The sequence below is a fragment of the Kaistia sp. SLG-1 genome, assembly GCF_059699055.1.
On sequence record NZ_AP048544.1, the window covers coordinates 4,870,848 to 4,891,716 of the forward strand.

Annotated in this window: 19 protein-coding genes; 5 read left to right on the top strand and 14 right to left on the bottom strand. The window is 66.9% G+C overall.

From position 1 onward, the window contains the following. Positions 1 to 93 precede the first annotated feature (93 nt). From AC6HZP_RS22650 to AC6HZP_RS22665, 4 genes are all read right to left on the bottom strand, one after another. Positions 94 to 1,086 (bottom strand): ABC transporter permease, encoded by a 993-nt coding sequence (locus tag AC6HZP_RS22650; protein WP_201401186.1) that lies wholly within the window; start codon positions 1,084 to 1,086, stop codon positions 94 to 96. Next, a complete protein-coding gene (locus tag AC6HZP_RS22655; RefSeq protein ID WP_201401187.1) occupies positions 1,083 to 2,078 on the bottom strand; it encodes an ABC transporter permease in 996 nt (331 codons plus the stop codon). Before AC6HZP_RS22655 ends, AC6HZP_RS22650 begins: the two co-directional genes overlap by 4 nt. Then, complete coding sequence (locus tag AC6HZP_RS22660) at positions 2,075 to 3,601, bottom strand: sugar ABC transporter ATP-binding protein (protein WP_497524647.1); 1,527 nt, start codon at positions 3,599 to 3,601, stop codon at positions 2,075 to 2,077. The genes AC6HZP_RS22655 and AC6HZP_RS22660 overlap by 4 nt, the downstream gene beginning before the upstream one ends. Before the next feature lie 72 nt (positions 3,602 to 3,673). Then, positions 3,674 to 4,801 carry a sugar ABC transporter substrate-binding protein gene (locus AC6HZP_RS22665; RefSeq protein WP_497524648.1) on the bottom strand — a complete coding sequence of 376 codons (1,128 nt, stop codon included), beginning with the start codon at positions 4,799 to 4,801 and terminating at the stop codon, positions 3,674 to 3,676. A gap of 377 nt (positions 4,802 to 5,178) precedes the next feature. Here AC6HZP_RS22665 and AC6HZP_RS22670 point away from each other — a divergent pair, with 377 nt between their 5' ends. Together AC6HZP_RS22670 and AC6HZP_RS22675 are read left to right on the top strand one after the other, a co-directional pair. After that, entirely contained in the window at positions 5,179 to 6,129 is a 951-nt protein-coding gene (locus AC6HZP_RS22670; RefSeq protein WP_497524649.1) for a ring-cleaving dioxygenase, read from the top strand. Positions 6,130 to 6,147: 18 nt separating this feature from the next. Continuing rightward, positions 6,148 to 6,813, top strand: coding sequence for an alpha/beta hydrolase (locus AC6HZP_RS22675; RefSeq protein ID WP_497524650.1), 666 nt, complete (start codon positions 6,148 to 6,150; stop codon positions 6,811 to 6,813). A gap of 173 nt (positions 6,814 to 6,986) precedes the next feature. Here the strand turns inward: AC6HZP_RS22675 and AC6HZP_RS22680 are convergent, their stop codons facing one another. The 6 genes from AC6HZP_RS22680 to AC6HZP_RS22705 form a co-directional block, all read right to left on the bottom strand. Continuing rightward, positions 6,987 to 7,778: an SDR family oxidoreductase gene (locus tag AC6HZP_RS22680; RefSeq protein WP_497524651.1), complete on the bottom strand. Its 792-nt coding sequence runs from the start codon at positions 7,776 to 7,778 to the stop codon at positions 6,987 to 6,989. After that, positions 7,778 to 8,776 (bottom strand): ABC transporter permease, encoded by a 999-nt coding sequence (locus AC6HZP_RS22685; protein WP_201401193.1) that lies wholly within the window; start codon positions 8,774 to 8,776, stop codon positions 7,778 to 7,780. The genes AC6HZP_RS22680 and AC6HZP_RS22685 overlap by 1 nt, the downstream gene beginning before the upstream one ends. Before the next feature lie 152 nt (positions 8,777 to 8,928). After that, positions 8,929 to 9,975, bottom strand: coding sequence for a sugar ABC transporter substrate-binding protein (locus tag AC6HZP_RS22690; protein WP_201401194.1), 1,047 nt, complete (start codon positions 9,973 to 9,975; stop codon positions 8,929 to 8,931). A 62-nt stretch (positions 9,976 to 10,037) separates the two neighbouring features. Beyond that, complete coding sequence (locus AC6HZP_RS22695) at positions 10,038 to 10,841, bottom strand: ATP-binding cassette domain-containing protein (RefSeq protein ID WP_497524652.1); 804 nt, start codon at positions 10,839 to 10,841, stop codon at positions 10,038 to 10,040. Beyond that, positions 10,838 to 12,070 carry an ROK family transcriptional regulator gene (locus AC6HZP_RS22700; RefSeq protein ID WP_497524653.1) on the bottom strand — a complete coding sequence of 411 codons (1,233 nt, stop codon included), beginning with the start codon at positions 12,068 to 12,070 and terminating at the stop codon, positions 10,838 to 10,840. The genes AC6HZP_RS22695 and AC6HZP_RS22700 overlap by 4 nt, the downstream gene beginning before the upstream one ends. 838 nt (positions 12,071 to 12,908) lie before the next feature. Next, positions 12,909 to 13,325, bottom strand: a complete 417-nt coding sequence (locus AC6HZP_RS22705; RefSeq protein WP_201401197.1) for a DUF3830 family protein — start codon at positions 13,323 to 13,325, stop codon at positions 12,909 to 12,911. 154 nt (positions 13,326 to 13,479) lie between these two features. Between AC6HZP_RS22705 and AC6HZP_RS22710 the strand changes: the two genes are divergently transcribed. The 3 genes from AC6HZP_RS22710 to AC6HZP_RS22720 all read left to right on the top strand — a co-directional run bounded on the left by AC6HZP_RS22710 (position 13,480) and on the right by AC6HZP_RS22720 (position 16,352). Next, complete coding sequence (locus AC6HZP_RS22710) at positions 13,480 to 13,959, top strand: DUF992 domain-containing protein (RefSeq protein ID WP_201401198.1); 480 nt, start codon at positions 13,480 to 13,482, stop codon at positions 13,957 to 13,959. A gap of 118 nt (positions 13,960 to 14,077) precedes the next feature. Then, complete coding sequence (locus AC6HZP_RS22715) at positions 14,078 to 15,556, top strand: sensor domain-containing diguanylate cyclase (RefSeq protein ID WP_497524654.1); 1,479 nt, start codon at positions 14,078 to 14,080, stop codon at positions 15,554 to 15,556. 169 nt (positions 15,557 to 15,725) lie between these two features. Next, positions 15,726 to 16,352: a hypothetical protein gene (locus tag AC6HZP_RS22720; RefSeq protein ID WP_497524655.1), complete on the top strand. Its 627-nt coding sequence runs from the start codon at positions 15,726 to 15,728 to the stop codon at positions 16,350 to 16,352. A 54-nt stretch (positions 16,353 to 16,406) separates the two neighbouring features. Here AC6HZP_RS22720 and AC6HZP_RS22725 read toward each other — a convergent pair whose 3' ends face one another. Genes AC6HZP_RS22725 through araG form a run of 4 tightly spaced genes read right to left on the bottom strand, consistent with a single transcriptional unit; the run spans position 16,407 to position 20,848 of the window. Continuing rightward, positions 16,407 to 17,183 carry an SDR family oxidoreductase gene (locus AC6HZP_RS22725; RefSeq protein WP_497524656.1) on the bottom strand — a complete coding sequence of 259 codons (777 nt, stop codon included), beginning with the start codon at positions 17,181 to 17,183 and terminating at the stop codon, positions 16,407 to 16,409. A 7-nt stretch (positions 17,184 to 17,190) separates the two neighbouring features. After that, positions 17,191 to 18,366 (bottom strand): enolase C-terminal domain-like protein, encoded by a 1,176-nt coding sequence (locus AC6HZP_RS22730; protein WP_497524657.1) that lies wholly within the window; start codon positions 18,364 to 18,366, stop codon positions 17,191 to 17,193. An 11-nt stretch (positions 18,367 to 18,377) separates the two neighbouring features. Further along, positions 18,378 to 19,328 (bottom strand): L-arabinose ABC transporter permease AraH, encoded by a 951-nt coding sequence (gene araH / locus AC6HZP_RS22735; protein WP_201404584.1) that lies wholly within the window; start codon positions 19,326 to 19,328, stop codon positions 18,378 to 18,380. Continuing rightward, positions 19,328 to 20,848, bottom strand: coding sequence for an L-arabinose ABC transporter ATP-binding protein AraG (gene araG, locus AC6HZP_RS22740; protein ID WP_497524658.1), 1,521 nt, complete (start codon positions 20,846 to 20,848; stop codon positions 19,328 to 19,330). The genes araH and araG overlap by 1 nt, the downstream gene beginning before the upstream one ends. Between the last annotated feature and the right edge of the window lie 21 nt (positions 20,849 to 20,869).

Here is a 20,869-nt window from a genome sequence, read left to right on the forward strand (position 1 = left end):
TCTTTCGGGCGGAGCCCGCAGTTCCGCCCGAGCCGGCTCAGCAAGAAAGGGCGGCGATCCCCGCCGCGCCCTCAATCAGATCCGCGCCCTCGATCAGCTCCGTGCCTTGGCGCCGCGACCATAGATCAGCAGCATCGTGATGATGACGCAGCCATAGATCACCTGGCGGCCGGCCTCCGGCATCTGCATCACCGAGAGGATCGACTGCAGCAGCGTGATCAGGATGACGCCGGCGATGGTGCCGAGATAATTGCCGCGCCCGCCGAGGATGTTGGTGCCGCCCAGAACCACCGCCGCGATCGCCGGCAGCAGATAGGCGTCGCCCATGTTCTGGTAGGCCTTGTTGGAATAGCCGGCGAGCAGCACGCCGGCGAAGGCGGCCATGGCGCCGGAAAAGGCGAAGCAGCCGATCAGCACGCGGTTGGTGTTGACGCCGGAGAGATAGGCGGCGGATTCGCGGTTTCCGACCGCATAGACCGCGCGGCCGAACGCCGTGCGCTTCAGGACATAGATGACGAAGAGGCCGACCAGCGCCCAGACGAACAGGGCATTCGGGATCCCGAACAGGGTGCGCTGCACCGCCATGAAATGCATCGCCCGGGTCGCCTGGTCGAGCGGCGCGAAGCCGCCAGTGTGGAGCACCATCAATCCCTGCACGACGGCGTTCATGCCGAGCGTGAAGATCATCGACGGCAGGCGCAGATAGGCGACGCCGAGGCCGTTCAGCGTGCCGATGAAGGCGCCGCAGAGCACGCCGAAGGGAATGCAGAGCCAGACGCCCGCCGGCCCGCCCCAGCCGACCATCGCCGTCGCCATCATCGCGCCCAGCGTCACCACCCAGGGAATCGACAGGTCGATATGGCCGAGCAGGATCACCATCATCGCGCCGGACGCGATGATGCCGAGAAAGGCTCCGACCTGCAGCTGCTGCAGCAGGTATTCCGGCGACAGGAAGGCCGGCGAATAGAGCGCGCCGCCGGCGAGGATCAGCAGGATGCAGCCGAAGGCGATCGCGACCGAGCGATCGATGCCGAAGCGCCCGGCCAGGCTCGGGCCCTTGATGGCCCCCGTTTCGACGCCGGTCACGTGAACAGCTCCAGTCGGTTGCGGATGCGCAGGATGCGGAAGGCGCCGAGGCTGACCGCGAAGAGCAGCACGACGCCCTGGAACAAGGGCTGCCAGAGCGGCGGCAGGTCGAAGACGAACAGGAGATCCTCGATCGTGCGGAGCACGAAGGCGCCGAAGATCGAGCCGATGGCCGAGCCCCAGCCGCCGAACAGCGAGGTTCCGCCGATGACGACGGCCGCGATCGAGTTCAGCGTGTAGGTGCCGGCGATCGGCGCCGAGGCCTCGCCCGAATAGGTGTTGAAGGTCAGCATCAGCCCGCCGACCGAGGCGAGCAGGCCGGCGAGCGTATAGGCGAGCAGCTTCGCCCGCTGCACCGGCACGCCGGACATGTAGGCGGCCTGCTCGTTCGAGCCGACGGCATAGGCGGCCCGGCCGAGCACGGAGCGGCGATAGGGGATCCAGACCACAAGCACGACGACGGCGAGCACGACCAGCGCCGCCGGCACGACGCCGAACACCTGGCCGGTGAGCAAATCGGCGATGTCGGACTGCACGTCGCCGCCGGGGCTGGGGCGGACGAACAGGGCGATGCCGTAATAGACCGCGCCGGTCGCCAGCGTCGTGATGATCGGCTGCAGCCGCCCCCAGACGACGATGGCGCCGTTGATGAAGCCCGCCAGCGCGCCGATCAAAAGCACCGCGGCGACGCCGAGCAGGCCCTCGCCGATCGTGCCGACCGCGATCGCGGAGGCGATGCAGTTGGTCATGACGAACACCATGCCGACCGACAGGTCGAGGCCGCGCGTCAGCACCGGCAGGGTCTGCGCCATGGCGACTAGCGCCAGCAGGACGGCCTTGTTCGCCGCGGTGGTGGCGACGGCCGGCGTCAGCCCGGCGCTGTGGTTCGAAACGTAGAGTGCGAACATGACGACGAACAAGGTCGCCGCCGTCAGCACGCCCGCATTGTGGGAGATCCAGTACCGCCAGTTGCCCTTCGCGCCGGTGCTCATGCCGCCTTCTCCGCCGCGTCGATGTTGAGGGCGCTCTGCAGCAGGTTGCGCTCGGTGAGCGCGGCGCCGGGGAGCTCGCGACGAATGCGCCCGTCATAGACGACGAGCACGCGGTCGCAGCAGCCGATCAGCTCGGCATAGTCGGTCGAATAGAACAGGATCGAGGCTCCCTGGTTCGCCAGCTCGCGCATCAGGCGATAGATCTCCTGCTTGGTGCCGACGTCGATGCCGCGCGTCGGATCGTTCAGCAGGATGATGCCGGGTTCCGTCATCAGCCATTTGGCGAGCACGACCTTCTGCTGATTGCCGCCCGACAGCGACGAGACCGGCGCTTCGAGACTGGGCGTCTTCACCCGGAGCCTTTCGACCATGACATCGACGGCGGCGTTTTCCTTGTCGGCATCGATGCCGAAACGGCCAAGCAGGCGCGGCAGGGCGGCGAGCGTCATGTTGTCCCGGACGCTCATCGGCAGCATCAGCCCCTCGGTCTTGCGGTCCTCCGGGATCAGGGCCATCGGCAGCGGCGCGTGCATCGCCTTGCGCGGGCCGTTCAGCGCCACCGGCTTGCCGTCGACCGTGATGCTGCCGGAAACGCCCTTGAGCACGCCGAAGAGACCCAGCAGCAGCTCGCGCTGGCCCTGCCCGTCGAGCCCGCCGAGGCCGACGATCTCGCCACGCTTCAGCTCGAGCGACACATCCTGGATCTCGCGGCCCCAGGAGAGATTGGCGGCCTTGAGCGCCACCGGCGCGTCCGGCCGCGGCGCCGGCTTGTCGGGATATTGGTGCGTCACCTCGCGGCCAATCATCATCTGGATGATCGCGTCGACGGAGCGGTCGCCCTTCTTGAAGGTCTCGATCCGGCGGCCGTTGCGGAAGACGGTCGCCGTGTCGGCCAGCGCCTCGATCTCGCGCATGCGGTGCGAGACATAGAGGATGCCGACGCCCGAAGCCTTCAATTCGCGAATGATGCCGTAGACGCGCTCGACGTCGTCGGCGGTCAGCGCCGAGGTCGCCTCGTCGAGGATCAGGATACGCGGGTCGCGGCCGAGCGCCTTGGCGATCTCGACCATCTGGCGGCGCGACAGCGGCAGGTCGCGCACCAGCTCGAGCGGATGCACGTCCTCGCAGCCGACGCGCTTCAGGAGCGCGCGGGCGCGATCGCGCTGGGCGCCGGCATCGATCATGCCGCCCCATTTCGGCGGATCGACGATGGAGAGATTGTCGGCGACGGTAAGCTCCGGCAGCAGCGACAATTCCTGGAACACGCAGACGACGCCGGCGCGCATCGCCTCGGTCGGATTGCGGAAGCGGACCGGCCGGCCCTCGATCAGCACCTCGCCTTCGGTCGGATCGGTGACGCCGGAGGCGATCTTGATCAGCGTCGACTTGCCGGCGCCGTTCTCGCCCAGCACGGCCTGGATCTCGCCGGGATAGGCGGAAAAATCGACCTCCGTCAGCGCGGCGATGCCGCCATAGCGCTTCGAGACGCGCTTCAGTTCGAGATAGGGCTTCCGGTCAGTCAAGGCACGATCCACGCAAGAAGAGACGGAACGCGTCTGGCGGGCTCGGGAGCCCGCCAGACGACGACGGGAGACCTACTGGTTCTCTTTCGTCTGACCCATGATTTCCTGGGCGGTGAAGTTGATGCCGCAGGACGGGAAGGCGTTGCCGACGAAGAAATTGTCGGATTCCTTCGAGTAGAAGTTCACGCCGTCCTTGAAGTCCGGGTCCTTGTCGATGGCGAGCGGCAGCTCGATCGACTGCGGCACGACATTGCCTTCCAGCGCCTCGATCGCCGTCTTGATGGCGACCGCGACCTGGGCCGGGCCAGAACCGGCCGAGACGCATTTCAGGCCGTCGCCCGTGTGCTCGGCGCAGAGCTTGCGGAAGCCGTTCTCGGTCTCGCCGCCGACGGGCACGAAGGGATGGCCGGCATCCATCAGCGCCCGGACCGTGCCGGTCGAGCCGCCCTGGACGGTGACGCCATCGAACTTCTTGTGCACGGCGACGGCATCGGCCGTCACCTTCTGCGCCGTGCCGTCGTCCCAGCGGCCGATGACCTCGACTGTCTCGAACTTCTTGCCGGACTTGCCCAGCACTTCCTGGATGCCTTCATGGCGGTCGCGATCGACCGACGTGCCGGTCACGCCGCGCACTTCGAGCAGCTTGCCGCCCTCGGGCAGGTGATCGACCATCCACTGGCCCCAGAGCTCGCCGAGGCCCTTCTGGCTGACGTTGACGTTGATCGCCTCGTCGGTGTCGAGCGTGTTGTCGAAGGCGACGAGCACGACGCCGGCCGCCTTGGCGCGCTTGATCACCGGCTTGAAGGCCGTCGGGTTCTGGGCGTTGACGACGATCGCGTCGTAGCCGGAATTGATGAAGTTATCGACGGCGGCGATCTGCGCCGCGACGTCGTCACCGGTCGAGACGACCTTGAATTCCTTCAGCTTCGCCTTGACGTCCGGCTGCTCGGCATAGGCCTTGGCCGTCTGGATCATCTGGATGCGCCAAGTATTGCCGATGAATCCATTGGCAAGCGCGACGCGATACGGGCCTTCCTTCTTCGGGAACTTGAAGAACTTGGTGTCCGCCGTCCACGGCTTGAAGCAATTGGGATCGTTGCTGGGACCGGCGACGATCTCCGGACCGGCGGCATGCGCCGCCGTTGCGAGGGCGCCGACAGCGATCGTCGTCGCCAGAAGCTGACGAATAAGCTTCACCATGTTGTATCCTCCCTAGATAGTCCTGATGGACCCTTTAGCCGGCTTCCGCACGATGGGCGGACGCTCGCTTCTCCTCCGTCACCCTCGAGCTATTCTGTCTCGAGCGAACGTCGCGATCCCTATTCCTGAGATATATGAGTTTGTTAATGGGTCGCGATGCCTCGTGCACGCAAAATGCGTCTTGCCGGCCTCTACGTCCAGAACTTCTTCACAGGGATTATCCCTACGGAGGGTTGAGCGCTTTACTTTACCTCCATCGACGGCAGGTTACCTGCGATTGTCCATTCTCCGGAGACAGCCTTATTCTGGCGGAGGCGGTTGAGTTCCGATCGAAGTAGGCCATTTTCGAGCCCAACACATTCGATGGAGAGAACATCATGGATCTCAAGCTCGGTGGCTTCCACCACCTCACGGCGATCACGGCGGATGCGCCCGGCAATCTCGCCTTCTACACCCGGGTTCTCGGCCTTCGGCTGGTGAAGAAGACCGTCAACCAGGACGACACCAGCGCCTATCATCTGTTCTATGGCGACGGCGAGGCGACGCCGGGTTCCGACATCACCTTCTTCGACTGGCCGGTCGGCCCCGCCCGGCGCGGCACGCATTCGGTCGTCCGCACCGGCTTCCGCGTCGACGGCAACAGCCTCGGCTGGTGGCGCGATCACCTGCGGGCGCAGGGCGTGGCGACCGGCGACGTCGCCGATGTCGGCGGGCGGCAGGGCCTCGTCTTCGAGGATCCGGAGGGCCAGCGCCTGTCGCTGGTCGACAATGGCCCGGTCACCGCCGCCCGTCCCTGGGAGCGCAGCCCCGTGCCGACGGAGCACCAGATCCGCGGCCTCGGCCCGATCACGATGAGCGTGCGCGACCTGGCGCCGACGGAGATGGTGCTGACCCGTGTCCTGCACATGAAGAAGGTGCGCGACTACCCGCAGAGCGCCATCTCGGCGAACCAGGTGCATGTCTACCAGATGGGCGAAGGCGGCCCGCAGGCGGAGCTGCATGTCGTGGTCGAACCGGACGCGCCGACGGCGCGCGAGGGCGCCGGCGGCGTGCATCACGTCGCCTTCCGCACGCCGGACTATGACAGTTTGCGGCTCTGGGCCGAGCGGGTGCGGGATTTCCGCATCGGCTCCAGCGGCGAGGTCGAGCGCTACTATTTCCGCTCGCTCTATTTCCGCGAGCCGAGCGGCGTGCTGTTCGAGATCGCCACGGACGTCCCCGGCTTCACGGCCGACGAACCGCTGGAGACGCTCGGCGAACATTTGTCGCTGCCGCCCTTCCTGGAAGGCCGGCGCCAGTCGATCGAAGACAATCTGAAGCCGCTCTGACGGCAGAAACGAGACGACATGACCCTTGAAAGGACGCGGGGCTCCGGCCCGCATTCCGACCAGCGCATCCTCCACGCCGGCGCGCCGCTCGTCAGCGCGCGCGGCGCGGTGATCACGCTGCACGGACGCGGCGCCTCGGCCGACGACATCATCGGCCTCGCCGAGCATCTCGGCCAGGACGACATCGCCTATTTCGCGCCGCAGGCGGCGGGCTCGGTCTGGTATCCGCAGCGCTTCCTCGAGCCGCGGGCGCTGAACGAGCCGTGGCTCGGCTCGGCGCTCGGCGTGGTGCACGCGCTCGTCGACGACATCGTCGGGCACGGCATCGCGCGGGAGAAGATCGTCCTGCTCGGCTTCTCGCAAGGCGCCTGCCTGGCGCTCGAGGCCGTCGCCCGCAAGCCGGGCCGCTATGGCGGCGCGGTGGGCCTCAGCGGCGGGCTGATCGGCGCGGAGGGCGAACTGTGGGACGGCGGCGACGATCTCGACGGGACGCCGGTCCTGCTCGGCTGCGCCGAGCGCGACTTCCACATCCCGATCGAGCGCGTCGAGGAATCGGCGACACGTTTCGCCAAGGCCGGGGCGCTGGTGACGACGCGGATCTACCAGGGCTCGGCGCATGGCGTGAACGCCGACGAGATCGCGCTGACGACGGCGATGCTCGACCAGCTCGGCGAGCTCGCCTGAGAGAACCCTCACCCGTACCCTCTCCCGCTCGCGGGAGAGGGAGATCGCCGGCGCGTGCCGTTTCGCTTCCAGGCCGATGACAGACGCTGGCCAAAGCCCTCTCCCGTTTGCGGGAGAGGGTTGGGTGAGGGACTTTCCGAGCGAGACGAGCTCACCCGGCCGCAGCCGGACAATCAGGCCGGCGTGATCCGAAAATCCTTGCTCTCCGGCAGGGTCTGGCCGCCGTCGACGACGATGGTCGTGCCGGTGATGTAGGCGGATTCCTCCGAGGCCAGGAACAGCGCCGCGTTGGCGATGTCCTCCGGCGTGCCGAGACGGCCGAGCGGGATCGATTCCTCCATGCCCTTGATGAAGGCAGCGCTGCGGCCGGCCTTCATGCCCTCGGTCAGGATGTTGCCCGGCTCGATGCCGTTGACGGTGATGCCGTAGCCGGCGAATTCCAGCGCCGCCGCCTTGATGAAGCCGTTGATGCCGGCCTTGGAGGCCGAGTAGTGGCCATGGCCGGGGCTGGTCACGCGCGGGCCGGTGATCGACGAGGTGAAGACCATCCGGCCATAGCCCTTCGACCGCATCGCCGGCAGCGCGGCGCGCGCCACCAGGAAGGTGCCGCGCAGATTGACGCCCATCACCGCGTCCCATTCCTCCGGCTCGATGTTCTCGATCAGCGTCCAGGGATAGATGCCGGCGTTCTGGACGACGATGTCGAGGCCGCCGAAATGCGTCACCGCCTCGGCAACGGCGCGCTCGGCATCGGCCTTCTGCGAGATGTCGGTCTCGATGAAACGCGCCTTCCCCTCGCCTCCGAGCGATTGCGCGAAAGCCTTGCCTGCCTCGACCTCGGTATCGGCGATGACGACGCGGGCGCCCTCGGCGGCGAAGCGCGCCACGATGCCGCCGCCGATGCCGCGCGCCCCGCCGACGACGAGGGCGGAGCGCCCGGCAAGACGTTGAGACGCAGTACTCATCAGGCGAGCCTCTTTCGGATACCGAGTTTCATGGTGTCGAGCAGAACGGCCACGAGGACCATGCCGCCCTGGATCAACTGGGTGAAATGGGCGGGCATGCCCATCAGGTTGATCGCGGTCTGGATGGAGGCGAGCAGCAGCACGCCGGCATAGACGCCGGGCAGGCTGCCGACGCCGCCCTTCAGGCTGACGCCGCCGATGACCACCGCCGCGAAGGTCTGGAACAGCATGCCGACGCCGAGATTGGCGGTGGCGCCGGAGGTGCGGATGGCGAGCAGCCAGCCGGCGAGACCGGCGATCGAGCCTGCGAGCACGAAGGTCGTCGCCGTCAGTCGGTCGACCTTGATGCCGGCGCGATAGGCCGCCGTCGGATTGCCGCCGATCATCAGCAGGTGACGTCCGAACGGCGTGCGGTTCAGGATGAAGGCGAAGACGAGCGTCGCGATGATCGCGATCCAGGCCATCAGCGGGATCTGCAGGAAGCGCTCGACCGCGAGGAAGCGGAGCTCGGAGGGCAGCTCCTGGGCCGAGCGGCCGCCGGACAGCGCGACGACGAGGCCGCGGCCCCAGATATAGGCGGCGAGCGTGACGATGAAGGAATTCATCTTCAGCCGGACGACGAAGAAGGCGTTGCTCGCCCCGACGATGGCGCCAACCGAAAGGGCGATGGCGAGCGAGATCGGCACGACGAGCCAGGCCGGCGTGAAGCCGAAGCCGAGGCCGACGCCGGATTTCGCGAACAGGATGCCGACCACCATGGCGGCGAGCGCCATCACCGATTCGATGGAAAGGTCCATGTAGCCGGCGATGATCAGGAGCGATAGGCCGATCGCCAGCGTGCCGACGAAGGTGGACTGCTCGACGATGTTGGCGAAGATACCGATCTGGAAATAGTTCGGGATCGTCAGCGAGAACAGCACCAGCACGACGAAGAGAATGAACCAGACGAGATGATCGAGGACGAACTCGATCGCGGCCCGGCGATTGGACGAGACCATGGAACGGCTCCGGGGTGTTGCGACGATGGCGGACGGTCTTCAGGCGCGGCACGGCCGCCTGGAACGCCCCGACGCCATCGGCGGATAGCCGACGACGGCGCGGGGAGCGCCGTCCCGGCGGCGAGGCCGGGACGGCAGGTTCGATCCGATCGTTACTCGACCGACTTCACCGGTGCTTCCGGGGTCTTCATGTTGCCCCAGAACCGCGGATCGTCGACGTTTGCCTTGGTGATGGCGGCGCCCGGGATCTTGATGTTCGGACCCCATTCCTCGTTCGTCACGACGCCTTCGAGACCGAGCACGTCATAGGTGCCGGGCTTGATCTCCTGCTTGTTGACGACCTTGTCGGCGAACATGGCGAGGGCTGCGGCCTGGGCGAACAGCGGCTGCTCGACCTCGACCTGCTGCCAGCCCTTGCGGATCAGGTCGAGACCGACAGGCGCGCCGTTCGACGAGACGAGCAGGACGTCGCCCGGCTTCTTGCCGGCCGCTTCGAGCGACGCGACGGCGGCGACCGAGAGATGCGCGGCATGCACGAAGATCAGGTCGATGTCGGGATTGGCGAGAAGCTGGTCGGCGACGATCGAGCCGGCGTTCGAGGCCTCCCACTGCATGGCAGGCTTCGAGATGATGGTGACGTCCGGGAACGCCTTCAGCTTCTCCTCAAAACCCTTCTGGATGTCGAGCGTGTAGGGATCGCCGGGGTCGCCCAGCACCTGCAGCACCTTGCCCTTGACGCTGCCGTTCTTCTCCTTGAGCAGGCGCTCGATCTCGGCGGCCGCGACATGGCCGATCTCGACCGTGCCGGCGACCGAGGTCAGGTCGCTCTTGGTCGAGGTGATCTGGCGGTCGAACTGCATCACCGGGATGCCGGCGGCGCGGGCCGCCTCGATCTGCGGCTTCAGGGCATTGAAGTCGACGGCGGCGAGCACGATCGCCGACGGCTTCAGGGCGATGACGTCATTCATCTGGCCCTGCTGCACGTCCGTCTTGTTGTCGGCGTTGAGCGCGACGGTCTCGTAGCCGACGTCCTTCATGAACTTGGTGATCGCGGTCACCGATCCGGTCTGGAATTCGTCCAGCAGCGTCGGCACCAGATAGTAGACCTTGCCCTTGTCGGCGGCCCACGCGGCCGGCGTCAGGAAGGTTGCGGCGCCGAGCACGACGGCTCCCGCCAGGACACCCATCAAACGCTTCATCTTGCTGTTCCCTTCGTTCTTGTCGTTCAGTCTGGAAGTCCGGATGAGCTGTTTAGCCAGCTCTATCCCGCGTGCTGGGCTTGGCCATTGTCCTGGCCGGTATTCCGCGCGCGGCCGCCCAGAGCCTCGCCGGTAATCAGTTGCACGATGTCGTCGGCGGACGTGTCCGCGCGGCGCACGTCGCCCGCCACCGTGCCTTGCCGGATCACCACCATGCGATCCGCGACCTGGAAGGCCTGGCTCATGATGTGGGTGATGAAGATGACGCCGATTCCCTGGTCGGCGATACGGCGGATCAGTTCCAGTCCGCGCCGGGTCTGCTCGACGCCGAGCGCCGCGAAGGGCTCGTCGAGCAGGACCAGCTTGCCGCCCCAATGGACGAAGCGATTCAGCTCGATCGCCTGGCGCTGGCCGCCGGAGAGATGCTCGACATTGGTCCGGAGCGACGGGATCCGCGTGCCGGCGTCGGAAAGCGCCTTGGCAACGACCGCCTCCATCGCCTTTTCCTGCAGGACGGGAACGCCGAAATACTTCTTCACGATCTCCCGGCCCATGAAGAAGTTCGCCACCACGTCGACATTGGTGCAGAGCGAGAGGTCCTGGTAGACGGTCTCGATGCCCGCCGCCTTGCCGTCGGCGGGCGAGGTGAAGTGACGCTCGGCGCCGTCATAGATCACGTGTCCCGAGCTCGGCTCCAGGCCGCCCGAGATGATCTTCACCAGCGTCGACTTGCCGGCGCCGTTGTCGCCGAGCAGCGCCACGACCTCGCCGCGCCGGATGTCGAACGAGATGTCGCGCAAGGCCTGGATCGCGCCGAAGCTCTTGGAGATGTTCTGGAGCCGCAGGAGCGGGGCTTCTTCAGTCATGCAGCTACCTCTTTCTTGGTCGGGCCGGTCATGATCGGATCGCGCTCGGTCCGCTCCTCCTCCCCGGCGAACAGGAGGCCGAAGCGCGGCGACAGCGCAGCGGAAATGGCGAGCGAGGCGGAGCCGCGCATCACGGCATCCTTGCCTTCGGTCGAAAGCAGGAGCCGGGGCGAGGTGCGGCCGCTGCGCTCGGCGACGGAATGCATCAGCGGCTCGGTGGCGGCGAACAGCCGCTCGAGCAGCGCCTCGGGCACGAAGCCCGAGATGACGATGCCGTCGGGATCGAACAGGTTCTCGATCGTCGCGATGGCGCGCCGGAGCACCGGCGCGGTCTCGGCGATCCAGGTGTCGACGATCTTGGGATGCAGCTCCAGCGCCGTCTCGACGCGCGCCGAGGGATCGATCGCCTTGAGCCGCCGGTCCAGCGCCTCCTGCGAGACATAGCGCTCCAGGCAGCCGCGATTGCCGCAGGGGCAGAGATCGCCGTCCGGAACGATCGGGATGTGGCCAATCTCGCCGGCATTGCCATGGGCGCCGAGCAGCACGCTGCCGCCATGCACCATGGCGCCGCCGAAGCCGACGCCGACATAGAGGTAGTAGAACGAGCTCAGATCGCGACCGAGGCCATAAAGGCGCTCGCCGAGCGCGGCGGCGCTGGGCTCCGTGCCGCAGAAGGCGGGCAGTCCCGTCGCCGCCGTCAGGCGCTCGACCACCGGCACGCCCTTCCAGCCCTCCAGCGTCGTCGGCCCGACGAAGCTCATGGAATCGACGTCCGTCGGTCCCGGCATGGCGACGCCGATGCCCAGCATCCGCCCGCCCGGCCGGAGCGCCCGCATCTCGTCGATCAGCGTCTCGAAGACGGCGAAGGTCTCGTCCGGCGATACCGGCGCGAAGGCGTGGTAGCGGCTGCCGACGATGTCGCCGGCGAGGTTGACCAGCGCGGCGCCGACGCCGATCGGCGTCGCGTGCAGGCCGATCGCGAAGCCGCCTTCCGGATCGAGCGTCAGCGTGGTGCGCGGCAGCCCCCGCCCCTTCGGCGCCTCGCGCGAGCCCTTGACGAAGCCTCGCTCCTCCAGCTCGCGGATGATGGTGGAGACGGTCTGCACCGTCAGCCCGACCTTGCGCGCGATGTCGCCCCGGGCGATCGGCGCCTCGAGCCGGATGGTCTCCAGCACGATCCGGCGGTTGTAGGGCCGCCCGAGCTCCTGATTTGTACCGCGCAGGGCCATCGTCGCTCCAGGTCCGTTCCCCCGACGTTAGCCCAACGATTTATTCAGTCAAATGGATTTATATAATCGGCGACGCAGCGGCAGCGGAGCGCCGGAAGGCTGTGCAGTTCATGGGGACATCCGGTGTCTAAGGGATCGGAAAAGCCTGTGCGCAGGCTGTGGATTGCCTGTGAATTACCTATGGGCAACCTGTGGGCAGCCTGTGGGTAACTTTACGTCAGGTTCTGATGCAGCCATGGAACCGCGGCCTGAACCCTCCCCTTGAGGGAGGGTCAAGACCGCGTGCTGGCGGTCTTGGGGAGGGGTTTCTTCGTCGGGTCGCGGCAAGCGCCCCCTCGCGAAAACGCAAGGGCGTTTTCGACCTCCCCTCAAGGGGGAGGTTCAAGAAGGAAAGCGGATTCCACGTAAATCCGACGCTAGGGGCCAGACACTCAGCAAACCTCAAGCGCGTGATCTCCCTCTCCCGCTTGCGGGAGAGGGTTGGGGTGAGGGCTTCCATGGGTCCGAACTCAGGAGGCGCAGGGCCGACGGGTCGATGCTCTCGATGAGCGGCCGTACCACCCTCCGTCGTCATCCCGGCGAAGGCCGGGATCCAGACACACAGGCCCGTGGCCGATAGGCTCAGCCAGGCTTTCCTGGCCGGTGTTTATGGGCCCCGGCCTCCGCCGGGGCGACGGTGCCCTTAGGCCTTGGACCGCATGGCGACCTTCGGTGTTTTGCAGAGGTCTCCTCAAGGAGAGGTGAGACCAAGGCATCCTTCGAGGCCCGCCCTGTCCCATAGACCACGGCCACTTCCGGCGCCGGGGTCCGCCCCCGCCGCCGGAAGACGACCGGAGCGTCAGTCGGCCAGTTCGAACAGGATGTCCTGCGCGCCCTCCCAGAGCGTCAGTTTGCCGAGTGCGACGATGTTCTCGAGGCCCTCGGTGATGGTCAGGAAGTGGTTGCCGGAAAGCTGGCCGACCTTGGACGAGAAGCAGACGCCGCCATAGGCGAGCAGGATCTCGGTCTCGCTGATGCCGCCGGGATAGACGATGACCTGGCCGGGCGCCGGATGGCTGGTGTTGTTCTCGAAGCCGAGGCCGAGATCGAGATCGCCGAGCGGGATCCAGCAGCCCTCGCCGCTCCAGCGCACATGGATGATCTTCTCGCGATAGGGCAGCAGTTTCTTGAAGACCGCGACGGTCTTCGGCGCCAGTTCCTCCTCCAGCTTGCCGTAAAAGGTGTACGGGCCGGCGGTGATCTTGATCTTCGTCATTCGGTTTCGACGTCCTTGGTTGGCTCTACAGGAGGCTGCAACGCGGCCGGATCACACGCAAGTGATCCCTCGCGCTTCCCGACGGGACGCGTCGGCCGGAACGTTTGCGCCGGCGCCCCGTTTTCTGGGCCCGTATCGCTTCACGAGGTCCGTCATGTCCCGTCTCCCGACCCTGATCATCGCAGCTTCCGCTGCAATCGTCATGTCCGCCTCGACGATCCCTTCCGCCAGCGCCGCGACCCGGACCGGAACCCTGGTCTGCACGGTGGCGCCCGGCATGGGCTTCCTGATCGGCTCCAGCAAGCGCCTCGACTGCCAGTTCAACGCGAGGAACGGCGGCAGGGAGCGCTATACCGGCCGCATCAGCAAGCTCGGCCTCGACGTCGGCATCACCACCGGCGGCCGGATCGCCTGGGCGGTGCTCGAGCCTTCGCGCCGGCACGGCGACCTCGGCGGCACCTATGCCGGCGCCACGGCGGAAGCGACGGCCGGCGTCGGCCTCGGCGCCAATGTGCTGGTCGGCGGCGGCAATGGCGGCATCTCGCTGCAGCCGCTCTCGGTCTCCGGCCAGACAGGCCTCGGCCTCGCCGCCGGCATCGGCTCGATCACCCTGACGCGCGTCGCCGGCACCTGAGGCGGTCCGGACTCGCAACGACAATAAAGGTTCCGTATCGTCGGAGCATTCGCCATGGCGAAGCCTGCGCGAAGCGAGTAGCGTTTGAGGATGCTCCCCGAACCCCCGGACCGAACCCATGCAATGCGAGCCGAGCCGCGACGGCCAGATCTTCGACATCGCCCCGGTGTCGTTATGGGAAGAAGACTATAGTGGCCTGAAAGCGTTGTTCGAGGACTGGCGAAATGCTGGCGTCGTCGATCTCGAACGCTTCCTGCGCGAGGATCTCACCCGCGTCACCGCCTGCTCGGCCGAGATCCGCGTGGTCCGGGTCAATCGCAAGACGCTGTCGCTGCTCGAGGCGGAAAGCTTCGATCACCTCACCGCCAATCTCGGCCGGGTGTTTCGCGACGACATGCTGCACGCCCATATCGAAGAGCTCGTCCAGCTCTGGAACGGCGACACCACCTTCACCAGCCTGACGGCGAACTACACGCTGACCGGCCGCCGCCTCGACGTGCTGCTGAAGGGCACGATCGTCCCCGGCCATGAGGACGACTGGCAGCGCGTGCTGGTGGCGATCGAGGACGTGACGGAGCGCGAGACGGCGCGCCGCAAGCTGGTGCGCAGCGAGGAATATGCCCGCGGCCTGTTCCACCATTCGCCGGTGTCGCTGTGGGTCGAGGACTTCTCCAGCGTCAAGCGCCTGATCGACGAGATCCGCCTGAAGGGCATCATCGACTTCCGCGTCTTCACCGACGTGCATCCGGAATTCGTGACGCGCTGCATGAGCGAGATCCGCGTCATCGACGTCAACCGCCACACGCTGCAGCTCTTCGCGGCGGCCGACAAGCCGACGCTGCTCCGGCATCTCGGCGACATCTTCCGCGATTCCATGAACCGGCACTTTCGCGAGCAGCTGATCGATCTCTGGGACGACAAGCTGTTCCAGCAGCGCGAGGTGGTGAACTACGCGCTCGACGGCAAGGAACTGCATCTCCACCTGCAGTTCTCGGTGCTGCCCGGCCATGAGCACGACTGGTCGCTGGTGCAGGTGGCGCTGACCGACATCACCGCGCGCAAGGCGGCCGAGGCCTATCTCGAATTCCTCGGCCAGCACGACGTCCTGACCAAGCTCTACAACCGCTCCTTCTATGTCGACGAGCTGAACCGGCTGCGCCGCAACGGCCCGACGCCGGTTTCGATCATCATCATCGACCTGAACGGGCTGAAGGCCGCCAACGACCAGTGGGGCCACGCCGCCGGCGACGAGCTGCTCCGGCGCGTCGGCGAGGTTCTCGACAAGCTGCTCGCGCAGCCCTATCACGCCGCCCGCATCGGTGGCGACGAGTTCGCGGTGCTGCTGCCCGGCGCCGACGAGGCAGGCGCGGAACGGACGATCGAGGACATCCGTCGCCTCGTCGAGCTCAACAACCAGTTCTACACCGGGCTGACGCTGAGCCTCTCCATGGGCGCCGCCACGAGCGAACCGGGCGAATCGCTTGAAGACGTGGTGAAGCGCGCCGATGCGCGGATGTATGAGGAAAAGCACCGCTTCTACGGCCTGTCGCCGCTGGAGCGGCGTCGCGCCGCCGCCTATTTCGACGCCGACGCCTGATTTCGGGCTCTTGCCGGCGCCAAACGCCGCGCCTGTGGACAGAAGGTCGCGTCCCGCGCTTCCTATGCAGAGTTGCAATGCGCCATGCATATAGGATTTTGGTATGGATGCAGCAGTGCAACCGATGGACGGCGCGCTCGCGCGCCTGCGTGTATGTAAGGGAAGCAAGATGACCACACCTGGCCTCGACACCAAGGACGGCGAACTCGGCTATCAGGAGCGCGAGGCGGTCGCCGTCTTCGAGAGCGAAGCGGCCCTCAACGCAGCCGTCGACGCGCTGCTGCAATATGGCATCCAGCAGGCGGACCTGAGCGTCCTCGCCGCCTCCGAGACCCTGTCGGCGTCGAACCCGGCGAGCGCCGTCGAGGACAAGGCCGATGTGGCGCGCGCTGCCTATGTGAGCCCGGATTCCCGCGTCGAGGGCGCAGCCGCCCTGACCGGCGGTCCGGCGCTCGTCACCGGCCTCGGCGCGGCGCTCGTCGCCGGCACGGTCGGCGCCGCCCTCATCCCGGCGCTGGCGCTGACGATCGGCGGCACGCTCGCCACCGGCTCGGCCGGCTACGTGCTGTCGCGCGTCTTCGGCCGCAAGCATGCGGCGGCGGTCCACCAGCAGCTCGCCAATGGCGGCCTGCTGCTCTGGGTCCACGCGCCGGACGCGAAGGACGACGCCAAGGTCCTCGAAATCCTGAAGGAGAATGGCGGCCGCGACGCGCATGTCCACGTCGTGCACCGCAGCTGGGGCGTCGACGAGGTGCCGTTCAGCGCCGACCAGCCGGATCCGCTGCTGAAGCTCTGAGAGCTTTTCGGGAAGAACTGCGCGGCCGGCCCCCTCGGGGCCGGCCGTTTCAATTCAGTCGTGGTAGACGACCGAGCGGCCGCCATCCATGGTCAGCACCGAGCCGGTGCTGAAGGCGGATTCGTCGCTGGCGAGGAACAGCGCCGCATGGGCGACCTGTTCCGGCGTGCCGATCCGACGGAGCGGGATCAGCCCCTCGACACGGGCCCGCGCCGCGGCGGGATCCGGGAATTCTGCCAGCCAGTCCTTGACCTTGTCCGTCTCGATATAGCCCGGAGCGACCGCGTTGATGCGGATGCCCTTCGGCGCGTAGTCGACCGCGAGTGAGCGGGTGAGCCCGAGCAGGCCATGCTTCGCCACCGGATAGGGGAACGTGCCCGGAATGATGGCGAAGGCGTGGGTCGAGGCGATGTTGACGATCGACCCCTGCCCTGCCGCGAGCATGCCCGGCAGGACGGCGCGGATCATGTGCCAGGCGCCTTCGAGGTTGACGGCCATGCAGCGCCGCCATTCCTCGTCCTCGAGCTCCAGCGGATCGGCGAAGACGTTGATGCCGGCATTGTTGACCAGCACGTCGACGCGGCCATAGCGCGCGAGCACCACGGCGACCGCGGCCTCGACCGAGGCGCGCTCGCCGATATTGGCCTCCGCCGTGACGAGGGTGGCACCCTCCCCCGCCAGTTCCGCCGCGAAGGCGGCGAGCGCCTCCGCGTCGATGTCGATGAGCCCGAGCGAGGCTCCCTCGTCCGCGAATTTGCGGGCGATCGCCGCGCCGATGCCGCGCGCGGCACCGGTGACGATGGCGATCTTGCCTTCGAGGCGTCCGGCCATGATGAACCTACCAGTCGACGATGGTGCCGTCCGGCATGACGGCGTCGCGGGTCGGGAACGGCTCCTGCTTCCAGGGATGCTTGGCCGCCACAGCGAGATCGACCTCGACGCCGAGGCCCGGCGCCTGCGGGATCTGCCAGGCGCCGTCGACGCGCTCGATCGGCCCCTGCACCACCTCGAAATACCACGGCACGGCGCCGGTCATCTCTTCCTGGATGATGAAGTTCGGCGTGGCGATGTCGAAATGCAGCGCCGCGACGCCGGCGATGGGCCCGAGAGGATTATGCGGGGCAAGGCCGATGCCGGCCACCTCGGCGAGCGCCGCGATCCGCCGGGCTTCGCTGAAGCCGCCGCAATGGCAGAGGTCCGGCTGCGCCACCGTCATCGTCCGCGCCTCGATATAGGGCGCGAATTCGGCAGCACTGGTCAGCCGCTCGCCATGGGCGATGGCGACGGGCGACGCATCGGCGATCACCTTCATCGAGGCGACGTCGCCGGGCGGGATCGGCTCCTCGGCGAACATCACGTTGAACGGCTCCAGCGCGCGCAGATAGGAGAGTGCTGCGCCCGCCGAGGCGCAGCGGCCATGGAAATCGACCATCAGCTCGATCTCGGGACCGATCGCCTCCCGCAGAGCTCCCATACTCCTAACGAAATCGTCGATCGCCGCCGGCGTCGCCGTGTAGTGGGTATAGGGCACGTTGACGACCTTCATCGCCTTGTAGCCCTGCTCCTTGACCGCGAGGCCGCGCTCGACCAGCGAGGAGGCGTCCATCGAATTGTAGACGGCGTCCATCTGACCGAGGCCGAGATGGGTGTAGATCGGCACGCGGTCGCGCACCTTGCCGCCGAACAGTCGCCAGACCGGCACGCCGAGCGACTTGCCGAGAATGTCCCACAGCGCCATCTCGATGCCGGACAGCGCCGTCATGCCGAGGACGCCCAGCGGCTGCCAGAAGCCGTGCTTCTTCATCGCCCTGACGGCGTATTCGATGTCGCGCGGGTCGAGGCCGAGCAGGATCGGCTCGAGGTCGGCGATGGCGCCGACGATGGCGCGCGCCTTCCATTCCAGCGTCGCCTCGCCCCAGCCATAGAGGCCGGGCTGGTCGGTCAGGACGCGGACGAACACCCAGTTCCGCATCTCGGCATTGACGACATGCGTCTCGATCTTGGTGATCTTCATTCTGTCAGTTCCTAGCGCCGTCCGAGCGAGCGGGAGCGCAGATTGTCGAGCAGGACCGCCATCAGCAGGATCAGGCCGCGCACCACATACTGGTAGAAGGCCTGGATGTTGAGCAGGTTCATGACGTTCTCGGCGATGCCCATGATCAGCACGCCGACGATGACGCCGGTGATCGCCGCACGGCCGCCGGCGAGCGACACGCCGCCGAGCACGCAGGCCGAGATGACCGAGAGCTCGAGGCCGGTCGCAGCATTCGGCTGGCCCGAGGTGATGCGCGAGGCGAGCAGGATGCCGGCGATGGCGCAGACGAGGCCCTGCAGCGTGAAGATCCAGATCCGCATCCAGTCGACATTGACGCCGGCGAGCCGCGAGGCCTCCGGATTGCCGCCGATCGCCAGCGTGTTGCGGCCGAACACGGTGCGGTTCAGCACGAAGCCGAAGATGCAGAACAGGATGCCCATGACCCAGATCGGGGTGGGCACGCCGAGGAACTTCGACAAAGCGAGCTGGTAGAACGAGGCATCGTTGATGCCGACGGCGCGACCGTCCGACGAGATCAGCGCCAGGCCGCGCACGATTTGCATCGTGGCGAGCGTGGTGATCAGCGCGTTGATCTTCAGCTTGGCGATGACCACGCCATTGACGAAGCCGACGAAGGTGCCGAAGCCGACCGCGATCAAGAGGCCGAGCGGGATCGAGCCGGTGGCGTTCGACGCCATGACCGCGACCATGCCGGTGAAGGCGACGATCGAGCCGACGGACAGGTCGAAATCGCGCGAGGCCAGGCAGAACATCATCGTGCAGGCGACGATGCCGATGGTCACTACCGACTGCAGCAGGCCGAGCATGTTGCGCTCGGTCAGGAAGTTCGGGACGGTCAGCGCCACCACGGCGAAGGCGATGGCGAAGATGACGACGAGGCCCTGCTCGCCAAGCAGGATTCGCTTCAGGGAACCGGTCATCATGAAACCTTCTTGATTGCTTCGGCGGCCGAGCGGTCCGGCAGCGCGGCGGCGAGAATGGTGCGTTCGTTGAAATCGGCGCGATCGAAGGTGGCGGCGATGCCGCCGCCGCACATGACGGCGATGCGATCGGAGATGCCCATCACTTCCGGCAGCTCGCTCGACACCACGACGATGGCGAGGCCGCCTTCGGCCAGCGAATAGAGCAGGTCGTAGATCTCCGACTTGGCGCCGACGTCGATGCCGCGCGTCGGCTCGTCGACGATCAGCACGCGGACGTCGGTCTCGGCCAGCCAGCGGGCCAGGATGACCTTCTGCTGGTTGCCGCCCGAGAGATTGACGATGTCCTGCTTGCGCGACGGCGTGCGGACGCGAAGGCTTTTGATGAAGCCGTCCGCCATCGCCGCTTCCTTGCCGAGGTTCAGGATGCCGAAGGGCGAGAAATGGCGGCGCGCCGAGATCGCGATGTTGTCCGAGACCGAGCGGCCCTGGACGATGCCGTCGAACTTGCGATCCTCCGGGCAGAGCACGAGGCCGGCGCGGATCGACTGGCGCGGATCGCTGGGCGCGACCGGCTTGCCGTCGATGGCGACGCGGCCCGCGTGGCGATGATCGGCGCCGTAGACCAAGCGCATCAGCTCGCTGCGGCCGGCGCCGACCAGGCCGAAGAAGCCGAGGATCTCGCCCCTGCGCGCTTCGAAAGAGACCGGGCTCGGCAGCTTGGAGCCGGTGATGCCCTCGACCTTCAGGCGGACCTCGCCGATGGCGCGGTCGCGCCAGCCCCAGATGTCGCTGATCTCGCGGCCGACCATCTCGGAGACGATCTGGTCGCGCGTCACGCCTTCCATGCTGGCGTGATGGGCGGCGAGCTTGCCGTCGCGCAGCACGGTGACGCCGTCGCAGAGGCGGAAGACCTCGTCGAGGCGGTGCGAGATGTAGAGGATGACCTTGCCCTGCTCGCGCAGCCGCTCGATCAGCTTGAACAGGATCTCGCTCTCGCGGGAGGAGAGCGACGAGGTCGGCTCGTCCAGCGCGATGACGCGGGCATCGAGCATCACCGCCTTGGCGATCTCGATCATCTGGCGTTCGCCGATGGAAAGCGCCGCGACCTTGGTGCGCGGGTCGACGTCGACGCCGATCTCCCTGAGCTTGCTGCCGACATCGGCGACGAGCTCGCGGAAGCTGATGACGCCCGCTCTGGCCGGGAAATGGCCGAGCCGCAGGTTTTCGGCGACGGTGAGCTCCGGAACCAGCTGCAGTTCCTGGTGCACGACGGTCACGCGCGCCGCGAAGGCGTCGCGGGTCGAATGGAAATGCTGGACGACGCCGTCGATGCGGATCTCGCCTTCATCGGCGCGAATATCACCCGAGAGGATCTTGATCAGCGTCGACTTGCCGGCGCCATTTTCGCCCATCAGGCCGTGCACGCGGCCCTTGGCGACGCCGAAAGAGATGCCGGCCAGCGCCTTGACGCCCGGATAGCTCTTGGCGATCTGAGAGAATTCGAGAAAATCGGCCATGATCGTTTCGCCTCGCAAACA

Coding starts and splice junctions, on each gene's coding strand:
- AC6HZP_RS22655 (WP_201401187.1), bottom strand. CDS start 2,078: ATGAGCACCGGCGCGAAGGGCAACTGGCGGTACTGGATCTCCCACAAT.
- AC6HZP_RS22665 (WP_497524648.1), bottom strand. CDS start 4,801: ATGGTGAAGCTTATTCGTCAGCTTCTGGCGACGACGATCGCTGTCGGC.
- AC6HZP_RS22670 (WP_497524649.1), top strand. CDS start 5,179: ATGGATCTCAAGCTCGGTGGCTTCCACCACCTCACGGCGATCACGGCG.
- AC6HZP_RS22675 (WP_497524650.1), top strand. CDS start 6,148: ATGACCCTTGAAAGGACGCGGGGCTCCGGCCCGCATTCCGACCAGCGC.
- AC6HZP_RS22680 (WP_497524651.1), bottom strand. CDS start 7,778: ATGAGTACTGCGTCTCAACGTCTTGCCGGGCGCTCCGCCCTCGTCGTC.
- AC6HZP_RS22685 (WP_201401193.1), bottom strand. CDS start 8,776: ATGGTCTCGTCCAATCGCCGGGCCGCGATCGAGTTCGTCCTCGATCAT.
- AC6HZP_RS22690 (WP_201401194.1), bottom strand. CDS start 9,975: ATGAAGCGTTTGATGGGTGTCCTGGCGGGAGCCGTCGTGCTCGGCGCC.
- AC6HZP_RS22695 (WP_497524652.1), bottom strand. CDS start 10,841: ATGACTGAAGAAGCCCCGCTCCTGCGGCTCCAGAACATCTCCAAGAGC.
- AC6HZP_RS22700 (WP_497524653.1), bottom strand. CDS start 12,070: ATGGCCCTGCGCGGTACAAATCAGGAGCTCGGGCGGCCCTACAACCGC.
- AC6HZP_RS22705 (WP_201401197.1), bottom strand. CDS start 13,325: ATGACGAAGATCAAGATCACCGCCGGCCCGTACACCTTTTACGGCAAG.
- AC6HZP_RS22710 (WP_201401198.1), top strand. CDS start 13,480: ATGTCCCGTCTCCCGACCCTGATCATCGCAGCTTCCGCTGCAATCGTC.
- AC6HZP_RS22715 (WP_497524654.1), top strand. CDS start 14,078: ATGCAATGCGAGCCGAGCCGCGACGGCCAGATCTTCGACATCGCCCCG.
- AC6HZP_RS22720 (WP_497524655.1), top strand. CDS start 15,726: ATGACCACACCTGGCCTCGACACCAAGGACGGCGAACTCGGCTATCAG.
- AC6HZP_RS22725 (WP_497524656.1), bottom strand. CDS start 17,183: ATGGCCGGACGCCTCGAAGGCAAGATCGCCATCGTCACCGGTGCCGCG.
- AC6HZP_RS22730 (WP_497524657.1), bottom strand. CDS start 18,366: ATGAAGATCACCAAGATCGAGACGCATGTCGTCAATGCCGAGATGCGG.
- araH (WP_201404584.1), bottom strand. CDS start 19,328: ATGACCGGTTCCCTGAAGCGAATCCTGCTTGGCGAGCAGGGCCTCGTC.
- araG (WP_497524658.1), bottom strand. CDS start 20,848: ATGGCCGATTTTCTCGAATTCTCTCAGATCGCCAAGAGCTATCCGGGC.